This window comes from Brevibacterium luteolum (assembly GCF_025147615.1).
GTDB lineage: Bacteria > Actinomycetota > Actinomycetes > Actinomycetales > Brevibacteriaceae > Brevibacterium > Brevibacterium luteolum.
In genome coordinates, this window is sequence record NZ_JALXPM010000013.1 from 25,854 (window position 1) to 46,228 (window position 20,375).

The window sequence follows — 20,375 nt, forward strand, 5'->3', positions numbered from 1 at the left end:
GTCACTCCTTGGTCTCGGAATTCGGTGCGGGTGGAGTCGTGCGGGCGGACGCGCCCGAAGCAGTCTGGGATCGCTCGGCGATGCCGGTCAGGGCAGTGCTGCGGGAGCTCCACAGCCAGGTGGTCAGCTGGTCGACGAATGCCTCCTGGTCAGTCGGCCGCAGCAGCCAGCGCTCGGTGCTGGCGCGGACGAACCCGATGGCCCCGTAGGCCCACTGCACTTCGGCATCGCCGGAGAGCTGGAGCCTGCGGCACAGCAGCGCGGTGATGCCCTGGAAGAAGGTGTCGTAGTCGTTGTCGGCCTTCGGATCTGCGGTGCTGGTCACCGCGGCGTCGCAGAACCGGTAGACATTCGGGGCGCGCGCGGCGAGGTCGACGAACGCTGAGATCATCGCGCGCAGCGACTCGCGCGGGGTGTGCGGGCTGTAGTCAGCCCGGTCAAGCGAGCGTGTGATGACTTTCATCGCCCATTCGCCCATGGCGCGCTGCAACCCGCCCCGGTCGCCGAAGTACCGGTATAGCACCGTCTTAGTCGTCTGCGCCTGCACCGAAAGCTGCTCCATGGAGATCTCGGGTCCGTGGTCGGCCACGGCATGGCGCACAGTGCGCAGGAGCATCTTGCGACGCTCGCGGCGATGGGCGTCCCAGCGTGCGCTTCGGCCATCCTGAGTGACGGGTTTCATATGACGAACAGTATCAGGTACTGTCAGTAACAGGTATTCACGGTGCGCTCGCATCGACCTGACAACTACGACCCCCGGAGGAATCACATGACGCAGCGCAGAGCCGCAGTCCTGGGAGGCAACCGCATCCCGTTCGCCCGCAGCAACAAGCAGTACGCCCACGCCTCGAACCAGGACATGCTCACCAGCGCACTCGACGGTCTCGTCGCCCGCTACGGCATGGCCGGCGAACTCCTCGGCGAGGTCGCAGGCGGCGCCGTGCTCAAACACAGCAAGGACATCAACCTCACCCGCGAGGCGGTCCTCGGCTCCGCACTCGACCCCCACACCCCGGCTTTCGACATCGGACAGGCCTGCGCCACCGGCCTGGAGACTGTCGTATCGATCAGCCACAAGGTCATGCACGGCCAGATCGAATCCGGCATCGCCTGCGGTGTCGACTCCGCATCCGATGCCCCAATCGTCGTGACCGAAGAGCTGCGTTCGATCCTGCTGGACCTCTCGCGCGCGAAGTCGAACGGTCAGCGCCTCAAGACTCTGGCTCGGCTGCGGCCGCAGCACCTGGCTCCGCAGGCGCCGAGCACCGGCGAGGCCCGCACCGGCATGTCGATGGGCGATCACCAGGCCATCAGCACCGCAGTCTGGGGCATCAGCCGCGAAGACCAGGACGCACTGGCTGTGGAGTCGCACCGCAACCTCGCTGCCGCCTGGGACCGAGGATTCTTCGACGACCTCGTCACCTCCTACCAGGGTGTGAGCGTCGATACGAACCTGCGCCCGGACTCGACGATGGAGAAGCTCGCCGAGCTCAAGCCGGTCTTCGGCCGCAACCTGCCGGAGCCTGCCACGATGACGGCAGGCAATTCGACTCCGCTGACCGACGGCGCGTCTGCCGTGCTCATCGGCAGCGACGAGTACGCCGCCGCCCACGGTCTGGAGCCGCTGGCATACTTCCGCGACGCTGAGGCGGCCGCCGTTGACTTCGTCCACGGGGGAGAGGGACTGCTCATGGCTCCGGCCTACGCCGTTCCGCGTCTGCTGGCCCGCAACGGCCTGACGTTTGCCGACTTCGACTTCTTCGAGATCCACGAGGCCTTCGCCTCGACCGTGCTGTGCCACCTGGCGGCATGGGAATCAGAGGAGTTCTGCCGTGAGCGCCTCGGCCTCGACGGCGCACTCGGCTCGATCGACCGCACCAAGCTCAACCCCAACGGCTCGTCGCTGGCAGCCGGGCACCCGTTCGCCGCAACCGGCGGGCGCATCATCGCCACCGCAGCCAAGCACCTGAAGGAGACCGGCGGCACGCGCGCACTCATCTCGATCTGCGCTGCCGGCGGTCAGGGACTCACCGCGATCCTGGAGGCATGACCATGAACGACAAGTACATCTCGCTGGCCAACGGGCCGCTGAAGAAGATCGTCAAGACCCTCGGACTGCCGGCACCTGTGCCGCTGCGCCGCTTCGACCCGGCCGACAGCTCCCACGGCTACCTCAGCGAGCCGATCCTCGTGCTCGGTGAGACCAGCGGGGCCGACGCACTCAGCCAGCTGCTGCTCGACAACGGCTTCAGCGTCCACCGCACCCCGAACCCGGGTCTGCGCTACCAGGCGATCATCGCCGCCTACGACGGCCTGACCCACCCCGACCAGCTGCAGGACACGACCCTGGCCATCGGCTCGGCGCTGCGCCAGCTGACGAAATGCGGTCGGGTCATCACCGTCGCCGACGCCGGCGTCGTCTTCCCGCACACCACCGATGCCGACCCGGCGCTCAACGCCGTCCGCAACGCCGTCACCGGCATCACCCGCTCGCTTGCACACGAGATGCGCGCCGGCTCGACCGCCAACGGCATCGTCCTCGACGGCGTGCAGGCCACCGCTCCATCGGCTGTAGCCGCCCTGTGGTTCCTGCTTTCGGCGAAGTCCGCTTACGTCTCCGGGCAGTTCCTCACCGTCTCCAGCGACCGCGGAACCACCACCTCGGCCGCGGAGTTCGCCGCCACCGGCCAGACCGGACCACTCAACGGTGCAGTCGCTGTCGTCACCGGTGCCGCCCGCGGCATCGGCGCAGAGATCGCCCGTGTGCTCCACCGGGATGGGGCACAGGTCTACGGTGTCGATGTTCCGCAGGCCGGGCAGGCCCTGGCGCAGACGATGAACAGCATCGGCGGTGTCGCCATCCAGCTCGACATCACCGCCGAGGACACCGGCCAGCAGATCATGGAGCGCGTCGGTGCCCCGATCGACATCCTCATTCACAACGCCGGTATCACACGCGACAAGCTGCTGGCGAACATGGACGAATCCCGCTGGGCCTCAGCCATCGCTGTCAACATCTCCTCCCAGCTGCGCATCAACGAGACGATCACCGCTGCCAACGGCTGGGGTGAGGCTCCTCGTGTCGTGTCGCTGGCCTCGATCGCCGGTCTTGCCGGCAACCGCGGACAGACGAACTACTCGGCTTCGAAGGCCGCTGTCGTGGGAATGGTCGCGGCTGCCGCAGAGGACTTCGCTGCGCGCAGCGGCACGATCAACGCCGTGGCACCGGGCTTCATCGAAACGGATATGACGGCTGCGATGCCGATGGTCCCGCGTGAGCTCGGCCGGCGCCTGTCGAGCCTGCAGCAGGGTGGCAAGCCGCGCGACGTCGCCGAGGCGATCGCGTTCTTCGCTCAGCCGGCCGCCGGCGGCATCAACGGCAAGACGCTGCGCGTATGCGGCCAGAGCCTGCTGGGGGCGTGATGACGAAATTCACTCGCGGCGTACCGCAGCCCATCAACACCGGTGCAGTGCTCGGCAAGACCCTGCTGCGCCAGTTCAAGAAGCGCCCCCACAGCTCTGCTCATATGCCGACCCGCTCGGTGGAATCGACCACCACGCTCGATCCCGTCGAGGTGGCAGCGTTCCACCGCGTCGTTGAGGCACCGGTGACCGATGCGGTGCATCCGGGATACCTGCACAAGCTCGGCTTCCCGCTGGCGATGCAGCTCATGACCGACCCGGGCTTCCCGCTGCCCCTGCTGGGCCTGGTGCACATCGTCAACCGGTTCAGCCTGCACCGGCCGGTCCTCATCGGAGAAACCGTGACGACCTCGGTGCGGATCGGGCAGGCACGCAAGCACCGCAAGGGCACCGAGTTCGACGTGCTCGTCACGGGGGACGTCGACGGTGGGACGGTCTTCGAGGAGACCGCCACGTATCTGGCCGTCGGCAAGCACCTCAGCAGCGCCGAGGCCGAGCGCGAGGAGGCGCGCAGCGAGTTCGAGGCGCCTGGAGTGCCGTCTTCGATCTGGAAGCTGCCGCGCTCGATCGGCCCGACGTATGCGAAGGTCTCAGGGGACTACAACCCGATCCACCTGAATCCGCTGGCCGCCAAGGCCTTCGGGTTCCCGGCATCGATCGCCCACGGCATGTACACCGCCTCGCGTGCGCTCTCGGCCGCCCAGGCCCCGGCCGGCGGCTACGTGTGGGGGGCGCAGTTCGCCAAGCCGGTCATCCTGCCGGCGCGAGTGGGCTTCGGTGTCTTCGACGATCACGAAGGCGCTGCTCGCCGCTATGCGGTGTGGAGCGTCAAGAACGGCAAGCCGCACGTGCTCGGAAGCATCGCGCCGCTATCGTGAATGGAGTGTCTGAACGCCGCCTGACCTGCGTGGATGCCCGCATTCACGCAGGTTGGTGCGGCGTTCGTCACAGAGGGCGAATCCGATTTTGCAATCGGGTTCAGAGCATGTAATGTGTTCTCTGTTGCCCGCGCGGGTGGCGGAATTGGTAGACGCGCTAGCTTGAGGTGCTAGTGCCCACTATATCGGGCGTGGGGGTTCAAGTCCCCCCTCGCGCACAACCGGCTCAGGCCGTTGAAAGCCCCGGAACCATTGAGGTTCCGGGGCTTTCTGCATGTCGGCCGAGCCTCCGTCTGCACGGGATTCTGTGACATACTCGCCGGTGAGGATGCAGCCCATCCGAACCGTGTTCCCGGCAAGACAAGGAAGTCATCAGTGCCCTCTACGCGAAGTGAGCTCGTCACTGCCGCTGTCCACTATCTCTACGCGCTGTCACAGAACCTGACACCGGCAGAGGAGATCAGCGGTGCGGTCGAGTCCGAGGCTGCCGCGGAACTCGAAGAGGTCCTGCATGAGCAGGGCAGGACCCGTGCTGAAGTGCTCAACGTCTTCGCACTCATCGCTGCCACCCGCGCCGAGCTCACAGCAGGTTCGGCGGTGCCGTTCTCCAAGGACGCCTACGATGCCGCGCGTGCCCGCGCGGTGCGCGGTCTGGAGTTCGCGGGCCAGGCTGGGCACCAGATCTGGCCGCCGACGAGCCAGACAGTGCGCAAGCGGCTGGGCACGAACTTCTGGAACGACGCTCTGAGCTCGCTGGGCTTCCCCACCTCGGGCGGGGGCCGCAGACGGGGCGCCTTCCACTACTCACCTGAAGCATTCCGCAGCGCGGTCAGCGATTTCCTCACTGATGCGCACGCAGCCGGGGGAGCGGAGAGCTTCAGCCGCTATGAGGCATGGGCCAAGGACGAACGGGCCGCCGGCCGGGCCAGGCCGTCAGGCGCCTCGGTGCGCAATCACTTCGGCAGCTGGAACGACGCCAAGGCCGCAGCTGAGCAGGTTTGACCTCGGCTCGGTCAGGTTGCGCGCGGCATCGGCCGGCCGAACGTCTTGATCCGCCAGCGCGGGGGCACATAGTCCGACCAGTGCCGCTCGATGGCCAGCTCGTAGCTTTCGACGAGCTTCTCGGTCGCCGCCCGCCAGCTGTGCTGCTCCATCTCGGCCTGCCCGCCGGCGGCCAATGCTGAGCGCAGGCTCTCATCTGCCAGCAGACGGTTGACCTGAGCTGACATGTCCTCACTCGAATGGGGTTCGCACAGCAGCCCGCCGACACCGTCGGGCACGGCGAACGGGATGCCGCCTGCCCGCGCAGCGACGACCGGCACGCCTGAGGCCATCGACTCCAGCGCCACCAGCCCTAAGGTCTCAGTGGTCGAAGGGAAGACGAACACGTCGGCTGAGGCGTAGGCCTCGGCCAGCTCCTGACCGCTCATGTAGCCGGTGAACAGCGTCGGGGTGCCGGCGAACTCAGCCTCCAGCTGCTTGAGATGCGGTCCCGAGCCGACCATCGCCAGCCGGGTTCCCTCCGGTGCGCGGGCGATGACGCCGCGCAGCACGTCGAGATCCTTCTCTTTCGACATCCGCCCGACATAGACGAGCAGCCGGTCCTCCGGGTGCCCGTCGGTGAGCCGCTCGCGCATCCGCTGCGAGTAGTTGCCCGGATGGTAGGTCTGCGTGTCGACGGCCCGCGGCCACAGGTCGAGGTTCTTGATCCCAGCCGCCGCGGCCTGCTCGATCATCGGCTGCGAGGTGCACAGGTTGACCTCGGCGAGGTTGTGGATCCACGTGATCCACCGCTCGGTCGTGTCGGTGATCCACTCGAGCCCGAGCCGCTGCGTGTACTCCGGCACATTCGTATGGAAGGACGCGAGCATCGGCAGATCGCGCCGCTTCGAGGACATCGTGCCGTAGGCGGCCAGCCAGATTGGGTTGACCGCATGGACGACATGCGGGTGGAAGCGCTCCATCGTCTTGGCGATGTTCGACGTCGGCAGGCCGACCCGCAGCTCGGGGTACCACGGCTTGAAGGACACAGATCGCACCGGCACCACCCGGAACCCGGCATAGCGGGCCGGTGGGTGGCCTGGGGCGAACACGACGACCTCATGGCCCATATCGGCCAGGTGGTCGAGGGTGCCCATGAGCCGGGTGACGACTCCGTCGATCTTCGGCAGGAAGACTTCTGTGAAGAGGGCGATGCGCATCAGCTGCCGGATACCGCCGCCGTCTCGTCGTGGTCACCACTGGCCTGCGCATCGGCCAGGCCCGAGGTGTCGGCCGGGACGGTGGGCACACCCGGCTGCTGGTGCTTGGTCCAGACCGAGGACGCCGGGATCTTCGACAGGTCTGCCCGGTGGGCGTAGCGCTTGGCGGTCTCATTGACCTCCATGAGCAGCCCGTCGGACAGAGTCGTCGGCTTGAGCCCGAGTGCCAGGAACGTCGCGTTCGAGGCGTGCAGGTCGTTCTCTGCCGATTCGTGGCGCGGGTTGGGCACGTTCTCCAGGCGGGCGCCGGTGATCGAGCAGATGAGCTCGGCGAGTTCGCGCACCCGGTGGGTCTCGGTCAGCTGGTTGAAGATCTTGACCCGCTCACCGGCCTCAGGGGGATTGTCCACCGCGATCTCCACACAGCGGACCATGTCCTGGATGTGGATGAATGCGCGTGTCTGCCCGCCGGTGCCGTGGACGGTCAGCGGGTAGCCGACCGCCGACTGCATGAGGAACCGGTTGAGCACGGTGCCGTAGTCGCCGTCGTAGTCGAAGCGGTTGACCAGGCGCTCATCGAGCTTGGTCTCTGCGGTGTTCGTACCCCAGATGATGCCCTGGTGCAGGTCGGTGATGCGCAGCGCATCGTTCTTGGCGTAGTAGGCGAAGAGGTGCTGATCGAGCACCTTCGTCATGTGGTAGATCGAACCCGGGTTCGTCGGGTACAGGATCTGCTGTTCGACCTGGTACGGCTCGCACGGCCGTCCCTCGGCATCCTTGTCGGCGGTGACCTGCACATCGAGGTAGCCCTCGGGGATCTCCATGCCGGCGGTCCCGTAGCCGTAGACGCCCATCGTGCCCAGGTGCACGAGGTGGATGTCGGAGCCGTTCTCGACGATCGCAGCGAGCAGGTTGTGGGTGGCGTTGACGTTGTTGTCGACGGTGTAGCGCTTGTGCGCCGGGGACTTCATCGAGTACGGCGCTGCCCGCTGTTCGGCGAAGTGGATGACGGTGTCGGGTGCATACTCGCCGAGCAGGCGCAGCACGGCTTCGTAGTCCTGCGCCAGGTCGATCTGGGCGAAGCCGATCCGCTTGCCGGTCAGCTCCTCCCAGGCGTCGAGCCGTTCTTCGATCGAGGCGATCGGGGTCAGCGACTCCGCACCGAGCTCCTCGTCGATCGCCCGGCGGGACAGATTGTCGAGGATGACAACGTCGTGGCCTCGCGCTGAGAGATGCAGGGCTGTCGGCCAGCCGCAGAATCCGTCTCCACCGCAGACAACAGTCTTCATCTTGCTCCTCCTCGATCGACGACGGCGCGCTCGCGCCGGGACACTTAGTCGTAGTCTGCCATATGCACACGCCGCCCACGCACGCGCCGACGCGCCGGAGGGCTGCTGCTTCGAAGGCGTTACGGGGTATTCATCTGCGGTTCGCCGATTTCCGGATGACGAACGCTCGCGAACGTGCTTGCGCTTCCGGTGTACGCTCGGCTCAGGCCGGCCCGGCCGCACCGCCGCGAGTGAGAATGGAGAGTGCCGATGAGTCATCAGTTCGCCAGCGCCGAGGCAGAGGTCACCCGCCTGTGCCAGGAGCTCATCCGCATCGACACGCAGAACTGGGGCAACAACAAATGCAATCCCGAGCGTCCGGCCGCTGACCAGATCGCCGCCTGGTTCGCCGAGGTCGGCCTGGAGTCCCAGATCTACGAGTCCGCTCCCGGCCGCGCGACGCTGGTGACCCGGGTGCCGGGCACCGATCCCGAGGCGCCGGCGCTCGTCGTGCACGGTCACACCGATGTGGTTCCCGCCGATGCCTCCGAATGGTCTGTCGACCCGTTCGCCGGGGAGATCCGCGACGGTCTCGTCTGGGGTCGTGGGGCCGTTGACATGAAGGACATGGACGCGATGATCATCGCGGTCGTGCGTACGATGATGCGCGAGAATCTGCGCCCGCGCCGCGATCTCATCATCGTCTTCTTCGCTGATGAGGAGGCAGGCGGGCTCTACGGTTCGCAGTGGATGGCCAAGAACCATCCCGAGGTGTTCGACGGCGCCACCGAGGCGATCTCCGAGGTCGGCGGTTACTCCGTCGATATCCGCGGCCAGCGCGTGTATCTCGTCCAGACTGCGGAGAAGGGCATCGCCTGGCTCAAGCTCATCGCCCGCGGCACGGCCGGGCACGGCTCGCAGATCAACCGCGACAACCCGGTCACCAAGCTCGCCGAGGCGGTCGCGCGGATCGGCGCGTACGAGTGGCCTGAGCAGATGCCGCAGGCCACCCGCGACCTCCTCGTCGGCGTGTCCGAGCTCACCGGGATCCCCTTCAGTGCAGAGACCTACGGCGAGCTGCTCGACGAGCTCGGCTCGGTGGCCAAGTTCGTCGGCGCGACGTTCGCCAACACCTCGAACCCGTCGATGCTCGAAGCCGGGTATAAGCACAACGTCATCCCCTCGACCGCCTCGGCCTACATCGACTGCCGGCACCTGCCCGGTCAGTACGAGGACCTCAAGCTCAAGCTCAAGGAGCTCGCCGGCGAGGGTGTCGACATCGAAGAGGAGATCGTGGCCACCGCGCTCGAATCGCCCTTCGGCGGACGGCTCGTCGACACGATGGTCGCCTCCCTGCAGGAGGAGGACCCGGATGCCACAGTGCTGCCGTACACGCTCTCAGGCGGCACCGACAACAAGGCGCTCTCGCTGCTGGGGATCACCGGCTACGGCTTCGCACCGCTGCGCCTGACCCCGGATCTCGACTTCCCGGCGATGTTCCACGGTGTCGACGAGCGGGTGCCGGTCTCAGCTCTGGAATTCGGTGCCAGGGTGCTCGGCCGGTTCCTCATGGACGCCTGAGCCATCCGCACCTGTTCTCACTGCGGCAGCTGTCGCGGTGTCAGTCGTCGTCCTCCAACCAGCGCTGACGGCGCTGGATGGAGGCGACGACGACGCCGAGGAGCACAAGCCCGATCGCGATGAACGTCTGCGGGCCGATCGGCGCAGCCCCGACGGGGAAGAGCAGGTCGCTGACGAGTGAGCCGAGCAGATTGCCGAACAGCGCCAGCAGGCTGATGAGCAGCACCCCCAGCCGGCCGACGGCCACGGTGGAGAAGCCGATGTACATGACGCCGAGCACACCGCCGATGAGCATCCACCACTGACCCGGCAGCTGCGGGAACCCGCTGATCGGCACGCCGGACAGGCGCACGAGGACAGCTGCGGCGAAGAGGAACAGCGAACCGACGAGGAAGTTCGTGAACGTCGCTGCGAATGCCGAGCGGGAGGCGGTGTTGAGGTTGCCGTTGAAGGCCTGCTGGAATGCCGTGAGCGCACCGGAGGTCAGCGGCAGCAGCGGCGCCCACAGGGGAACGCCGTGCGACAGTGCCCCGGAGGAGGACACGACGACGCCGAGGAGGACGATGATGACGCCGGCGACGCGGGGGACGCTCGGTGCCCTGCGTCCGCCTGGGCTCAGGTGGGTGTTGTCGACGATGATCCCGCCGAGCAGCTGACCGCACACGAACGACATGATGAATGTCGCCACGCCGAACAGCGGGACCGTCAGCGACTGGGCGATGACGACAGAGGCGCCGCCGATGCCGCCGGTGAACATCCACCACGGGAACTCGCGGCGGCGCACGAGCTGCCAGGCGCGTCCGAGTCCACGTCGGGCGGCGGGGGCGAACGGAATGGCGAGGCACAGGACGACGAAGCCGCCGGTGAAGGAGATGAACGCGGAATACAGGCCGTGGCCGAGGGCGGCGGCGAGGTGGCCGTTGGTGGTGCCCTGGATGGACATCGCGATGCCGGCGGCGATCATCGCCGCGGCTGACAGCAGCGCCGGCCCGCGGGAAGCGGTGGCCGTCATGCGGAGTGCTTGATGCGGATGATGCGGCGACGCAGCCACACGGTCTTCGACCCGCCCATCCCGATCCGGGTGCGCGCCAGCTCCCAGCGGCCGTATTCGGCTTCCTCGGTCAGCAGGCGGGCGGCTTCGGATCGGGTCATCTCCCGATGCAGGCTCACGGTCCGGAACTCGTACTCCACAGGTGTACGACGTCGCTTCACATTCCCTCCTTCGCTCCGATGAGATTATCACCAGGCCAGCCCGATTCCCGGGCGGCTCGCAAGGCGGACACGGCGTGGCCGGCGTGCACTATCCTGAGGCGTATGGTCCATCTGGTTCTCATCCGGCATGGGGAGAGCGATGCCAACGCCGCCGGCCTGCTGGCCGGCCGCACACCCGGGGTCGCGCTCACCGAGGCCGGCCGTGCCCAGATCCGCAGTCTGGCCGGCATCCTGCCGTTCGCCACGATCACCGCGCTGCGGCACTCACCGCTCATGCGGTGTGTGCAGACGACCGAAGAGCTGCTCGGCATCATCACCGTCGGCCAGACACGCGAGGACCCGGGCCTGGCCGAAGTCGACTACGGGCAGTGGAGCGGCCAGCCGCTCACCTCGCTCAAGGAGCACCCTGAGTGGGCGCGGGTGGCCGAAAGCCCCTCGACGATGGTCTTCCCCGGCGGGGAGTCGCTGCAGGCGGCGGCCTCTCGGGGGATCGCCGCAGCCGAGGCGCTGGTCGCCGAGCTGCGGCAGCGCACCGTGGCCAGTGGCGAGGATGAGAAGACCCAGGAGGACAGCGTCGGGATCATCGTCAGCCACGGTGACATCATCAAAGCGATCCTCGCCGATGCCCTCGGCAGCCCGCTCGACCGCTTCCAGCGCATCGCGGTGGCCCCGGGATCCTTCAGCGTCATCTCCTACCCGGCCACCGGGCATCCGGTCGTGACCGCCATGTCGGTCACCGCCGGCGGACGCCAAGCCGCCCCCGACCTCGGCGGCGGCCGATGACCGCTCCCGGTCAGGGGAGCGGCGGGCCAGGGGAGCGGCGGGCCAGGGGAGCGGCGGGCCGGTCAGATCGCGGAGATGACTCCGGCACCCAGCAGTGCGTAGATGACCAGGCCGATGATGACGCGGTACCACACGAAGACGGCGAACGAGCGGGTGGAGATGAACTTGAGGAACCCGACGATGACGACGTAGCCGACGACGAAGCTCACGAGTGTCGCCAGCGCGGTCGGGCCCCAGCCGAGCACCATCGGCTCGCCGATGCTCTTGAACAGGCCGTAGAAGCCCGAGGCCATGACGGCCGGGACGGCGAGCAGGAACGAGTAGCGGGCAGCGGCTTCGCGCTTGAAGCCCATGAGGCGGCCGGCGATGATCGTGCCGCCGGAGCGCGAGACACCGGGGATGAGGGCCATCGCCTGCGCGAGGCCGTAGAGGATGCCCTGACCCCAGGTCATGTCCTTGAGCTCATAGGTGCGCGAACCGTACTTGTCGGCCACGCCGAGGATGATGCCGAAGACGATGAGCATCGTCGCGGTGATCCACAGGCTGCGCAGCACAGTCTCGATCTGGCTTTCGAACAGCAAGCCGAGCACAGCGATCGGGATCGAGCCGAGGATGATGAGCCAGCCGAGCCGGACCTTCGGGTCGTCCTTGGGACCGCGTCCCACAAGCGCTTTGCACCAGGCGACGATAATGCTGGTGATGTCCTTCCAGAAGTACACGAGCACCGCGGTCTCGGTGCCAATCTGCACGATGGCGGTGAAGAACGCTCCCGGGTCCTCACCCGGCAGCAGGAACTCGCCGACGATCCGCAGATGTGCTGATGAGGAGATCGGCAGGAACTCCGTGAGTCCCTGCACGACTCCGAGGATCGCGGCGATGAGCCAATCCATGCACTTACTCCTAGCTGTAGGCACCCGCCAGCGGCGGTGTGGGCAGACTCCCGCGCCGGGGATCTGGCGGCGGGGTTGGGGTCAGCTCGGGGGATTCGTCACATGGCGGCGACGACGCACCGGCGGGCAGACCCACATCAGGGTAGACCCACTGATCAGGTAACCTCAAGGACTATGCACGTTCACCGCGTCGGAACATCAGGTCTGGAGCTCTCCGAGCTCGGACTCGGCACCTTCGACTGGGGTAGCAGGGTTGAGGCGGAGACCGCTCAGCAGCTCCTCGATTCCTACAGTGAGGCCGGAGGCACGACTCTTGAGCTGCCGTCGTTCGCCTCGCCGGCGGCCGATCTGCTCGGGAAGCTGACAGTCAGCCCCGAAGTCACTGTGTGCGCCCGTGTCGGCGTCGCCCAGCGCGGTGATGAACCGGTCCTCAGCCTGTCCCGGCAACAGGTGCTCAGACAGACCCGCGAGCTCCTACAGCGGATGCACCGGGACCACATCGAGGTCCTCGTCCTCGACGGCTTCGACGTGACCACGCCGCTGGAGGAGACCGCCTCAGCACTCGAGACGCTGCTGAGCGCCGGGGACATCGGCTATGTCGCCTGCGCTTATCATTCCGGCTGGCAGCTGGCCGCTGTCGCCGGCGCCGGCATCCCGGTGGTCGCTGCGTTCAACGAGCATTCGCTGCTCGAGCGCTCGGCAGAGACCGATGTCGCCCCGGCCGCTGACTATCTGGGCATCGGGATGGTCGCCGGTGCCGCGCTCGGCCGCGGCGTGCTCTCAGGCCAGTACGCCAGGGCCGTTCCGGCGGATTCGCGGGCAGCCGTCCACCGGGATGGCTATATGCAGGGGTATCTGAGCGATGATGCGCAGCGGATCGTGGCCGGCGTGAGCAAGGCCGCTTCGAGCCTGGAGATCGCCCCGGTCGATGTCGCGCTGGCCTGGATGCGCTCACAGGCGCCGGCCTGCAGCCTCATCAGCCCGCGTACGACCGATCAGCTCACGCAGCTGCTCAACAGCGATGCCGAACTGCAGCCGGAGATCCTCCAGGTCCTCGACCAGATCTCCGAACCCAGCTGACACCTCGGGCACGGCAACAGGCGCTGTTCAGGTGAGGGTGGGGCAGCAGCGCTCAGCGCTCACTGCTTGACGGTGACCTCATCGTCGTAATCGTCGTCGAAGTCGTCATCATCATCGTCTTCGTCGTAGTCATCGTCGTCATCGTCGAAATCATCATCGAAGTCGTCGTCATCGTCATCGTCGCCGAGGTCGGCCTTGGCATCTTCCTGATCATCGAAGAGCTCAAAGGGCGTGACCTCCTCGAATGCGCGATAGAGGGCGTCCTCGTAGATGTCGAAAGCCTCGGCCAAGGCCATGTAGGTGGCTTCGACTCGCGGGTCCTCATCGGAGGAACGGTGGGCCGCTGCAGCGTAGTGCTCGCGGATTGCCGAAAGGAACTCTTCCAGGGCCACATCGGGTTCAAGGCTCATGCCTCCAATGTACCCCCCTTCTGCTGGCCGCGTCACCAGTTCGAGCCGATGACGAGGGGAATCGAATGTCATAGGGTAAGGACTATGGCCGTCCCGATCTTCGAACACCCGTCACCCGACCGGTTCATCGCCGGGACCGTCGGCCTGCCGGGTGAGCGCACCTTCTTCCTCCAGGCTGCCTCCGAGGGGGTCGTCACCTCGGTGACGCTGGAGAAGGAGCAGGTCGAGATGCTCGGAGAGCGGATGGACGAACTGCTCGACATGGTCCGGGCCAAGGGGGCCAGCACCGTGCCGATCCCCGTCGGCCCTCTCGAGGAGCTCATCGACAACGCCGGGCTGGCGATGCCGGTCGACGCCGAGTTCATCGTCGGCACGATGAGCCTGGGCTGGGACACCCAGGCCGGGCTGCTCATCGTCGAATGCTTCGAACTCACCCAGCAGGATGCCGAGTCCGGCACGAGCGGCGACCCGGATGACGACTCCCAGGAGCGCCGCTCACTCAAGGTGACGCTGACCGCCGGCCAGGCCCGCGAGTTCGCCCGCCGCGCTGATCAGGTCGTCAATGCCGGACGCTCGGACTGCCCCTTCTGCGCGCTGCCGCTCGACCCGGCTGGCCACATGTGCCCGCGCGCCAACGGAATCGCGCGCTAATGCCGGATATGACCACCCGCAGCGGGCACAGCGACTCCAGTCCCGACTGGCCGGAGATCTCCGTCCGCATCGACACTCCGACGCACCTGTCCGAGGCTGACGACACCGCCAGCATCGTCGAAGTGCTCGCCGCCGGCGAGGTCCACCAGCTCGGGCGCATCCCGCATGCGTCGAACGACACCCGGCTCATCACCGTATCAGCCGGTGACACGGTGCTGCGCGCAGTGTACAAGCCCGCCGCGGGGGAGCGGCCGCTGCACGACTTCCCGCACCAGTCCCTGGCCGGCCGGGAGGTCGCCTGCTTCGAACTCGGGCAGGCCATCGGCCTGCCGGTCGCCCCGCCGACGGTCATGCGCACCGACATGCCGGCCGGGCCGGGCTCGGTGCAGGCCTATGTCGAGACGCTCAGCCCCGGTGATGCGCTCGTCGACATCTTCGAACCCGACGAGGTGCCTGAGGGCTGGGCTGCGATCTTCGCGGCCATGTCCGAAGACGGAGAGGACCTCATCGTCGCCCACGCCCTGGCACCGGCGCTGCGGCAGATCGCGCTATTCGACCTCATCGTCAACAACGCCGACCGCAAGGCCTCGCACATCCTCAGCGGCCACTACCGCTTCGACGGCACCGCCCCCGGTGTGTTCGGCATCGACCACGGCCTGACCTTCCACGCCGAACCGAAGCTGCGCACGGTGCTGTGGGGCTTCTGCGGCGAACCGTTCACCCCAGCCGAAGCCCGGCTGCTGGCCGAGGTTGCTGAGAGCACCGAACTCCACCACCGCCTCGGGAACTGGCTCACCGATGCCGAGGCAGACGCCACCGCTGCACGTGCTGCCGGCCTGGTTGATCTCGGGGCGTTCCCGCTGCCACCGGCGACCCGGACGCCGATTCCGTGGCCTCCGCTGTGACCTGGGCACGCTGACGCCTCCCGTTCCCGCGGGCCGGGATTTCGGCCGTGTTGAGGTCGCTGATTACTCACTCGTATGCTGGGAGCGTGAAACCATGGCAATCTCCTGATGTTCCCAGGCTCTCCAGCTCCGGCCGCGGCCCCGACGTCTACTGCACTGCAGAGCAGGGACCCGTACAGGCGCCAGGCAAGGAGAAGGTCGCGCGACTCTACGTCTGCGGGATCACCCCCTACGACTCGACACACCTCGGTCACGCCGCCACCTATGTGGCCTTCGACGTGCTGCAGCGAGTGTGGCGCGATGCCGGTGTGGAGGTGTCCTACGTCCAGAACATCACCGACATCGACGACCCGCTGCTCGAGCGGGCCGACGCCACCGGCGTCGACTGGCGGGATCTGGCCGACGGTGAGATCGAGCGGTTCCGCGGCGACATGGAAGCGCTGCGCGTCATCGCCCCCGACCACTACATCGGCGCCGTCGAGAGCATCGACCTCGTCGTCTCAGCCGTGACCGAGCTGCTGCACAACGGCTACGCCTACCGGCTCGACAACGGCGACGTGTACTACCGTGTCAACGCCGCGATCAAACCGGCCTTTGGCTCGGAATCGCACTACGACCGCGAGACGATGATGCGGCTGTTCGGCGAACGCGGAGGAGACCCGGACACACCCGGCAAGGAGGACCCGCTCGATGCGCTGCTGTGGCGCGCCGAACGCGAAGGCGAACCGTCCTGGGACGGCGGCGAGCTCGGTCCCGGCCGACCCGGCTGGCACATCGAATGCGCGGCCATCGCCAATGAGTACCTCGGCTTCCCGCTCACCATCCAGGGCGGCGGCTCAGACCTCATCTTCCCGCACCACGAGATGTGCGCAGCCCATGCGACCGCGCTGACCGGTGAGCCGTTCGCGCAGGTGTTCATGCACACCGGCATGGTCGGCTACGAGGGCGAGAAGATGAGCAAGTCCCGCGGCAACCTCGTCTTCGTCTCCAAGCTGCGCGAATCCGGTGTCGACCCGATGGCCGTGCGGCTGACCCTGCTGGCCCACCACTACCGCTGCGACTGGAGCTACTCCGACGAGGTGCTCGAGCAGGCCCAGCAGCGCCTGGCCACGTGGCGCAAGGCCGCCGAACTCGGCTCGACGGTCAGCGCCGCTGACGTCATCGACGATGTGCGCCACGACCTCAGCGACGACCTCGACACGCCCTCAGCCCTGTCGACCCTCGACCGGTGGGCTGCCACGACGAGCAGCGAGGGCTCACGGGCCGACACCGAGGAGATCGTCGAGGCCATCGACGCGCTCCTTGGCATCAAGCTCTGAGGGCTTCTGCCTCGGAACTGACGACCGGCCCTGCACCTGATGGTGCCGGGCCGGTGCCGTCTCAGCTTCCGTCGCGGCGCCGGTGCTGCAGGTAGCGCTCGAACTCGCGGGCGATCGCCTCGCCCTTGGCTTCGGGCAGCTCGGAGGTCTCAGCGACCGATTCGAGGTGCTCGACGTGATCCTGCAGGTCGGGGTTGGCCTCGACGAACTCCTCGACACCGAACTCCCAGGCGCGGGCATCCTCGACGAGATCGTGCTGGGGGACGACGAACCCGGTCAGGTCCTCAAAAGCACCGAGCAGCGACAGGATCGCCTTCGGCGAGGTGGTGCCGGCGACATATCCGGGCACGGACACCGTCAGGGTGACCGCCGGGATGCGCTGCTCGGCGAGCATGACGGCGAAGATCTCCAGCAGGCCAGCGGTTCCTTCACCGTAGGCCGATTCGACGCCGTCGTAGGCGGAGACGATGTCGGACTGCTCGCTCGTGACCGCCACCGGCAGCGGCCGGCGGTGGGAGACCGCCGCGGCGGCACCGCTGATGAGCACCACCCGGTCGCCGGAACGCGCGCCGTCGAGCAGCACCTCGAAGGCATCAGCCCAGTAGAAGGTCGGTTCCGGTCCGATCATGACGATGACGTTGATCGGCGTGCCCGGCACCGTCCCGGTATAGGTCTCGATGCACGGCCATTCGACTTCAGCGCTCATACCGGAGCGGCGCAGCCGCGGGCGCACCAGCGTGTAGTCGTAGTAGCCATCGGTCAGCAGGTCCTCAGCCGGGCGCAGATCCCACGCCTCGACGAGGTGGTGCGCGGCGTCAACGGCGCTCTGACCTGCGTCATCCATACCTTCGACGGCGATGATCCGCAGCCAGCGATCGGAGGGAGGCAGAAAGTCCATGGGCACAGACTACGCTAGGAGGCATGCGACATTACTCGGCAGTCCTGTGGGACATGGACGGCACTCTCGTCGACACCGAACCGTACTGGATCACCGCCGAAACGGAGCTCATGCACGCCCACGGCCTCGACTGGGACGAGGAGAAGGGCATGCTCATGGTCGGCAACGAGCTGCTGACCTCTGCCCACATCCTCATCGCCCACGGCCTGACGCTGCCGGCTGAGGAGATCGTCGAACTGCTCCTCGACCGGGTCATCGAGCTCATCGGCGAGCATGTGCCGTTCCGGCCCGGAGCCCGTGAGCTGCTGGCAGACCTGCAGGCCAACAATGTGCCGTGCGCGCTGGTGACGATGTCGTATCGGCGGCTCGCCGAGGCCGTCGCCGCCGCCTGCCCGGAGGGTGCGTTCGCAGCCTTGGTCACCGGCGACGAGGTGCCGGCCGGCAAACCGGATCCGGCGCCGTATCTCATCGGCGCCGCACACCTCGGCGTGGCACCTGAGGCGTGTGTGGCGTTCGAGGACTCCGTCCCAGGACTCACGAGTGCCGAGTCCGCAGGCACCATCGCCTTCGGGGTGCCGCATCTGGTGCCGATTCCCGAACAGCCTGGCCGGCGCCTCGTGCCGACCCTGGAGGGGATGAGCGCCCAGTCGCTCGACGGTCTCATCGGCGAAGCCGTCCCGCACGGGCCCGGCGTCGCTGACGCCCAGCAGTCCGACGACGGCCACTGAGGCTGCAGGATCCTGCAGCCTGGCTCAGTCGGTGGTGCCTGAGAGCAGGTCGGCACCGGCGATCTCGGTGATCGCCGGAGCCTCTGGAGGTGTATTGCCCCATGCCGGGCACATCGGCTTGAACGAGCACCAGTTGCACAGCGGGGAACGCCGCGGACGCCAGCGCCCGGTCTGAGCGGCATCGGTGATCTCATTCCAGATGCCGCGAACTTCGAACTCGGTGCGCTCGATGTCACCCATCGTCGGCTGCATGTCGATCGAGCTGCGCGAACCGAGGTAGAGCAGCTTGAGGGTGTGCACAAGCTGGCCCTCTGCCAGGTAGTGCATGAGGGCATAGAAGCGCATCTGGAAATCAGCCTCACGGCCGTACTGCGGTTTGGGCTGCTTGCCGGTCTTGTAGTCGACGAGCCGCACCGCCCCGCCCGGGGCGGCATCGACGCGGTCGATGAACCCGCGTAGCACCGGACCGCCTTCGAGCGGCACCTGCACGAACTCCTCACGCCGATCCGGTTCGAGCATCTGCGGGATCTCCAACGCGAAGTACGACCGGCACAGCTCGGCTGACTCGTTGAGCAGCCGGCGGCGATCCTCCTCATCGGGGAAGAGCTCAGCGACGCGCCCGTCCTCGTCAGTCAGCCGGTTCAGCTCGATGGGAAGCAGCTCAATCGTCTTCTCCCACGTCCGTTCGGGAGCGACCGCGTCGAAGAGGCGTTCGAGCACCGCGTGGACGAGGGTGCCGCGGAAGGCGACCGGTGACAGCGGCTCGGGAATCTTGTCGACCGTGCGGAAGCGGAACTTCAGCGGGCACTGGACGAAGTCATTGGCCCGGGACGGAGAGAGCGCGACGAGTTTGGCCATACCCGAAACCCTACCGGCCACCGCTGACATCACTGACCGGTCTGTCCTCGGCATGGGCGCTCAAAGTCAGCAGGGCATCCCCTTTAGGATGGTGGACATGACTGAGGCGAGCACGAAGCCAAACCCCCCGGCCAAACGCACCGGGGCGTCGAACGGGCTCATCATCGGCCGGGTCTTCGGCGCTCCCGTCGTCCTCGCCTGGTCCTGGTTCATCGCCGCAGTCATCATCACGGTGCTCTTCGCCCCATGGGTCTCCAGCGTCCGGCCCGACCTCGGGATCCTCGCCTGGATCGTCGCATTCGCCTACGCGGTGTTCCTCTTCGCTTCCGTCTTCCTCCACGAACTCGCCCACGCCATCGCAGGAGCTGCTGTCGGGCAGAAGGTCGCTGCGATCGAGCTGAACATCTGGGGCGGCTTCACCCGGTTCGAACCCAAGATCGAAGAGGATCCGAAGCGAGCGGCCTCGACGAGCTTCATCATCTCCGTCGTCGGCCCGGTCATCAACCTCGTCCTCGCCGGTCTCGGCTGGCTGGCCATGGGCGCCTTCGAACAGTCATCGGTGGCGTGGCTGCTGCTCATCGCCGTCACGTTCGCCAATGCGGCACTGGGCATCATCAACCTGCTGCCGGGCATCCCGCTCGACGGCGGCTGGGCGATCCAGGCGCTCATCTGGCGCGGCACCAGCAGCCAGTACCTCGGCACCGTCATCGCCGCCTGGATCGGGCGGATCATCGCCACCGGATTCGTCTTCTGGGCTGTCGTCACCCCGCTGCTGCGCGGTGAGCGCCCCGACCTCATCACCGTGCTGTGGATGTCGGCGATCGCGTTCATGCTGTGGTTCTCCGCCAGCGACGCCGTCACCCAAGCCAAACGCGCCCGCCGCATGGAGACCTACGATCTGCGCTCCGTCATCCAGCCGGCGATCGCCGCCACCCACGATTCGACCATCGAGCAGACCCTCGGCTTCGCCGACTCGCTGGGCAAGGGCCCCTCAGTGATCATCGTCGTGCTCAACGAGCGCGGGCTGCCGTATGCGTTCCTCGATCGCCACGCCGCTTCGCAGGTGCCGATCGGGGCGCAGCGCACTGAGATGATCGCCGATTTCGCCCGGCCCTTCGGCGGGTGGATCGGCGTACCGGAAGACATCACGGCCCCGCACCTGCTCGAATCGCTGACCCACCGGCCGAAGGCCGCGTACTGCATGGTGATGCGCGGCTCGACCCTCACCGGTGTCATCGACTTACAGGAGTTCTTCGACGAACTCCTCGCCGACTGAGCTGCCAGCCACCG

21 protein-coding genes and 1 tRNA gene are annotated in these 20,375 nt (G+C 67.1%); 13 read left to right on the plus strand and 9 right to left on the minus strand.

The annotated features are described in order from the left end of the window. Window position 1: 1 nt before the first annotated feature. Window positions 2-682 (minus strand): TetR/AcrR family transcriptional regulator, encoded by a 681-nt coding sequence (locus M3C25_RS04985; protein WP_259855244.1) that lies wholly within the window; start codon window positions 680-682, stop codon window positions 2-4. A gap of 87 nt (window positions 683-769) precedes the next feature. Between M3C25_RS04985 and M3C25_RS04990 the strand changes: the two genes are divergently transcribed. The 5 genes from M3C25_RS04990 (at window position 770) to M3C25_RS05010 (ending at window position 5,303) form a co-directional block, all read left to right on the plus strand. After that, window positions 770-2,050 (plus strand): acetyl-CoA C-acetyltransferase, encoded by a 1,281-nt coding sequence (locus tag M3C25_RS04990; protein WP_165882928.1) that lies wholly within the window; start codon window positions 770-772, stop codon window positions 2,048-2,050. A 2-nt stretch (window positions 2,051-2,052) separates the two neighbouring features. Further along, entirely contained in the window at window positions 2,053-3,423 is a 1,371-nt protein-coding gene (locus tag M3C25_RS04995) for a 3-oxoacyl-ACP reductase (protein ID WP_259855252.1), read from the plus strand. Beyond that, the gene (locus M3C25_RS05000) at window positions 3,423-4,301 is read left to right on the plus strand and encodes a MaoC/PaaZ C-terminal domain-containing protein (RefSeq protein ID WP_259844457.1); all 879 of its coding nucleotides are present in this window, start codon (window positions 3,423-3,425) and stop codon (window positions 4,299-4,301) included. The genes M3C25_RS04995 and M3C25_RS05000 overlap by 1 nt, the downstream gene beginning before the upstream one ends. Window positions 4,302-4,431: 130 nt before the next feature. Then, a tRNA-Leu gene (locus M3C25_RS05005) sits at window positions 4,432-4,519 on the plus strand. A 157-nt stretch (window positions 4,520-4,676) separates the two neighbouring features. Continuing rightward, window positions 4,677-5,303 (plus strand): hypothetical protein, encoded by a 627-nt coding sequence (locus M3C25_RS05010; protein WP_165882930.1) that lies wholly within the window; start codon window positions 4,677-4,679, stop codon window positions 5,301-5,303. Between the two features lie 11 nt (window positions 5,304-5,314). Here M3C25_RS05010 and M3C25_RS05015 read toward each other — a convergent pair whose 3' ends face one another. Then, window positions 5,315-6,502 (minus strand): glycosyltransferase family 4 protein, encoded by a 1,188-nt coding sequence (locus M3C25_RS05015; protein ID WP_102160119.1) that lies wholly within the window; start codon window positions 6,500-6,502, stop codon window positions 5,315-5,317. Next, on the minus strand, window positions 6,502-7,791 hold the full coding sequence (locus M3C25_RS05020) for an NAD-dependent epimerase/dehydratase family protein (protein ID WP_259855245.1): 1,290 nt from the start codon (window positions 7,789-7,791) through the stop codon (window positions 6,502-6,504). The genes M3C25_RS05015 and M3C25_RS05020 overlap by 1 nt, the downstream gene beginning before the upstream one ends. 249 nt (window positions 7,792-8,040) lie before the next feature. Between M3C25_RS05020 and M3C25_RS05025 the strand changes: the two genes are divergently transcribed. Beyond that, the gene (locus M3C25_RS05025) at window positions 8,041-9,351 is read left to right on the plus strand and encodes a M20/M25/M40 family metallo-hydrolase (RefSeq protein ID WP_170274105.1); all 1,311 of its coding nucleotides are present in this window, start codon (window positions 8,041-8,043) and stop codon (window positions 9,349-9,351) included. Between the two features lie 40 nt (window positions 9,352-9,391). On the opposite strand, the gene M3C25_RS05030 is transcribed toward M3C25_RS05025, so the two are convergent. Both M3C25_RS05030 and M3C25_RS05035 read right to left on the minus strand, forming a co-directional pair. Next, window positions 9,392-10,363 carry a DMT family transporter gene (locus M3C25_RS05030; RefSeq protein ID WP_259844463.1) on the minus strand — a complete coding sequence of 324 codons (972 nt, stop codon included), beginning with the start codon at window positions 10,361-10,363 and terminating at the stop codon, window positions 9,392-9,394. Further along, window positions 10,360-10,563: a DUF5703 family protein gene (locus tag M3C25_RS05035; RefSeq protein WP_102160111.1), complete on the minus strand. Its 204-nt coding sequence runs from the start codon at window positions 10,561-10,563 to the stop codon at window positions 10,360-10,362. The genes M3C25_RS05030 and M3C25_RS05035 overlap by 4 nt, the downstream gene beginning before the upstream one ends. A 102-nt stretch (window positions 10,564-10,665) precedes the next feature. Here M3C25_RS05035 and M3C25_RS05040 point away from each other — a divergent pair, with 102 nt between their 5' ends. Then, the gene (locus M3C25_RS05040) at window positions 10,666-11,346 is read left to right on the plus strand and encodes a histidine phosphatase family protein (RefSeq protein ID WP_102160109.1); all 681 of its coding nucleotides are present in this window, start codon (window positions 10,666-10,668) and stop codon (window positions 11,344-11,346) included. A 62-nt stretch (window positions 11,347-11,408) separates the two neighbouring features. Here M3C25_RS05040 and M3C25_RS05045 read toward each other — a convergent pair whose 3' ends face one another. Further along, a complete protein-coding gene (locus tag M3C25_RS05045; RefSeq protein ID WP_259855246.1) occupies window positions 11,409-12,236 on the minus strand; it encodes an undecaprenyl-diphosphate phosphatase in 828 nt (275 codons plus the stop codon). Between the two features lie 174 nt (window positions 12,237-12,410). Here M3C25_RS05045 and M3C25_RS05050 point away from each other — a divergent pair, with 174 nt between their 5' ends. Then, on the plus strand, window positions 12,411-13,316 hold the full coding sequence (locus M3C25_RS05050; protein ID WP_217004871.1) for an aldo/keto reductase: 906 nt from the start codon (window positions 12,411-12,413) through the stop codon (window positions 13,314-13,316). A gap of 59 nt (window positions 13,317-13,375) precedes the next feature. Here M3C25_RS05050 and M3C25_RS05055 read toward each other — a convergent pair whose 3' ends face one another. After that, window positions 13,376-13,726: a hypothetical protein gene (locus M3C25_RS05055; RefSeq protein ID WP_217004873.1), complete on the minus strand. Its 351-nt coding sequence runs from the start codon at window positions 13,724-13,726 to the stop codon at window positions 13,376-13,378. Between the two features lie 84 nt (window positions 13,727-13,810). On the opposite strand from M3C25_RS05055, the gene M3C25_RS05060 reads away from it, so the two are divergent. The 3 genes from M3C25_RS05060 to mshC all read left to right on the plus strand — a co-directional run bounded on the left by M3C25_RS05060 (window position 13,811) and on the right by mshC (window position 16,601). Then, complete coding sequence (locus tag M3C25_RS05060) at window positions 13,811-14,377, plus strand: Rv2134c family protein (protein WP_146004287.1); 567 nt, start codon at window positions 13,811-13,813, stop codon at window positions 14,375-14,377. Between the two features lie 8 nt (window positions 14,378-14,385). Beyond that, entirely contained in the window at window positions 14,386-15,282 is an 897-nt protein-coding gene (locus M3C25_RS05065; RefSeq protein WP_170274099.1) for an Rv2133c family protein, read from the plus strand. A gap of 86 nt (window positions 15,283-15,368) precedes the next feature. Continuing rightward, window positions 15,369-16,601, plus strand: coding sequence for a cysteine--1-D-myo-inosityl 2-amino-2-deoxy-alpha-D-glucopyranoside ligase (mshC, locus tag M3C25_RS05070; RefSeq protein ID WP_102160101.1), 1,233 nt, complete (start codon window positions 15,369-15,371; stop codon window positions 16,599-16,601). A gap of 61 nt (window positions 16,602-16,662) precedes the next feature. Here the strand turns inward: mshC and M3C25_RS05075 are convergent, their stop codons facing one another. Then, the gene (locus M3C25_RS05075; protein WP_102160099.1) at window positions 16,663-17,499 is read right to left on the minus strand and encodes a PAC2 family protein; all 837 of its coding nucleotides are present in this window, start codon (window positions 17,497-17,499) and stop codon (window positions 16,663-16,665) included. Window positions 17,500-17,522: 23 nt separating this feature from the next. Here M3C25_RS05075 and M3C25_RS05080 point away from each other — a divergent pair, with 23 nt between their 5' ends. After that, window positions 17,523-18,227: an HAD family hydrolase gene (locus tag M3C25_RS05080; protein WP_102160097.1), complete on the plus strand. Its 705-nt coding sequence runs from the start codon at window positions 17,523-17,525 to the stop codon at window positions 18,225-18,227. Between the two features lie 24 nt (window positions 18,228-18,251). On the opposite strand, the gene M3C25_RS05085 is transcribed toward M3C25_RS05080, so the two are convergent. Continuing rightward, entirely contained in the window at window positions 18,252-19,085 is an 834-nt protein-coding gene (locus M3C25_RS05085) for a RecB family exonuclease (protein ID WP_102160095.1), read from the minus strand. 97 nt (window positions 19,086-19,182) lie between these two features. On the opposite strand from M3C25_RS05085, the gene M3C25_RS05090 reads away from it, so the two are divergent. Further along, complete coding sequence (locus tag M3C25_RS05090) at window positions 19,183-20,361, plus strand: site-2 protease family protein (RefSeq protein ID WP_170274098.1); 1,179 nt, start codon at window positions 19,183-19,185, stop codon at window positions 20,359-20,361. The last annotated feature ends 14 nt before the right edge of the window (window positions 20,362-20,375 follow it).

Bases quoted from the DNA above. Each gene is read 5' to 3' on its own strand.
- M3C25_RS05045 (WP_259855246.1), bottom strand. From the start codon at position 12,236: ATGGATTGGCTCATCGCCGCGATCCTCGGAGTCGTGCAGGGACTCACG.
- M3C25_RS05020 (WP_259855245.1), bottom strand. From the start codon at position 7,791: ATGAAGACTGTTGTCTGCGGTGGAGACGGATTCTGCGGCTGGCCGACA.
- M3C25_RS05080 (WP_102160097.1), top strand. From the start codon at position 17,523: ATGCGACATTACTCGGCAGTCCTGTGGGACATGGACGGCACTCTCGTC.
- M3C25_RS05025 (WP_170274105.1), top strand. From the start codon at position 8,041: ATGAGTCATCAGTTCGCCAGCGCCGAGGCAGAGGTCACCCGCCTGTGC.
- M3C25_RS05000 (WP_259844457.1), top strand. From the start codon at position 3,423: ATGACGAAATTCACTCGCGGCGTACCGCAGCCCATCAACACCGGTGCA.
- M3C25_RS05060 (WP_146004287.1), top strand. From the start codon at position 13,811: ATGGCCGTCCCGATCTTCGAACACCCGTCACCCGACCGGTTCATCGCC.
- M3C25_RS05040 (WP_102160109.1), top strand. From the start codon at position 10,666: ATGGTCCATCTGGTTCTCATCCGGCATGGGGAGAGCGATGCCAACGCC.
- M3C25_RS05085 (WP_102160095.1), bottom strand. From the start codon at position 19,085: ATGGCCAAACTCGTCGCGCTCTCTCCGTCCCGGGCCAATGACTTCGTC.
- M3C25_RS04995 (WP_259855252.1), top strand. From the start codon at position 2,053: ATGAACGACAAGTACATCTCGCTGGCCAACGGGCCGCTGAAGAAGATC.
- M3C25_RS05030 (WP_259844463.1), bottom strand. From the start codon at position 10,363: ATGACGGCCACCGCTTCCCGCGGGCCGGCGCTGCTGTCAGCCGCGGCG.
- M3C25_RS04990 (WP_165882928.1), top strand. From the start codon at position 770: ATGACGCAGCGCAGAGCCGCAGTCCTGGGAGGCAACCGCATCCCGTTC.
- M3C25_RS05090 (WP_170274098.1), top strand. From the start codon at position 19,183: ATGACTGAGGCGAGCACGAAGCCAAACCCCCCGGCCAAACGCACCGGG.
- M3C25_RS05015 (WP_102160119.1), bottom strand. From the start codon at position 6,502: ATGCGCATCGCCCTCTTCACAGAAGTCTTCCTGCCGAAGATCGACGGA.
- M3C25_RS05075 (WP_102160099.1), bottom strand. From the start codon at position 17,499: ATGGACTTTCTGCCTCCCTCCGATCGCTGGCTGCGGATCATCGCCGTC.
- M3C25_RS05050 (WP_217004871.1), top strand. From the start codon at position 12,411: ATGCACGTTCACCGCGTCGGAACATCAGGTCTGGAGCTCTCCGAGCTC.
- M3C25_RS04985 (WP_259855244.1), bottom strand. From the start codon at position 682: ATGAAACCCGTCACTCAGGATGGCCGAAGCGCACGCTGGGACGCCCAT.
- M3C25_RS05055 (WP_217004873.1), bottom strand. From the start codon at position 13,726: ATGAGCCTTGAACCCGATGTGGCCCTGGAAGAGTTCCTTTCGGCAATC.
- M3C25_RS05065 (WP_170274099.1), top strand. From the start codon at position 14,386: ATGACCACCCGCAGCGGGCACAGCGACTCCAGTCCCGACTGGCCGGAG.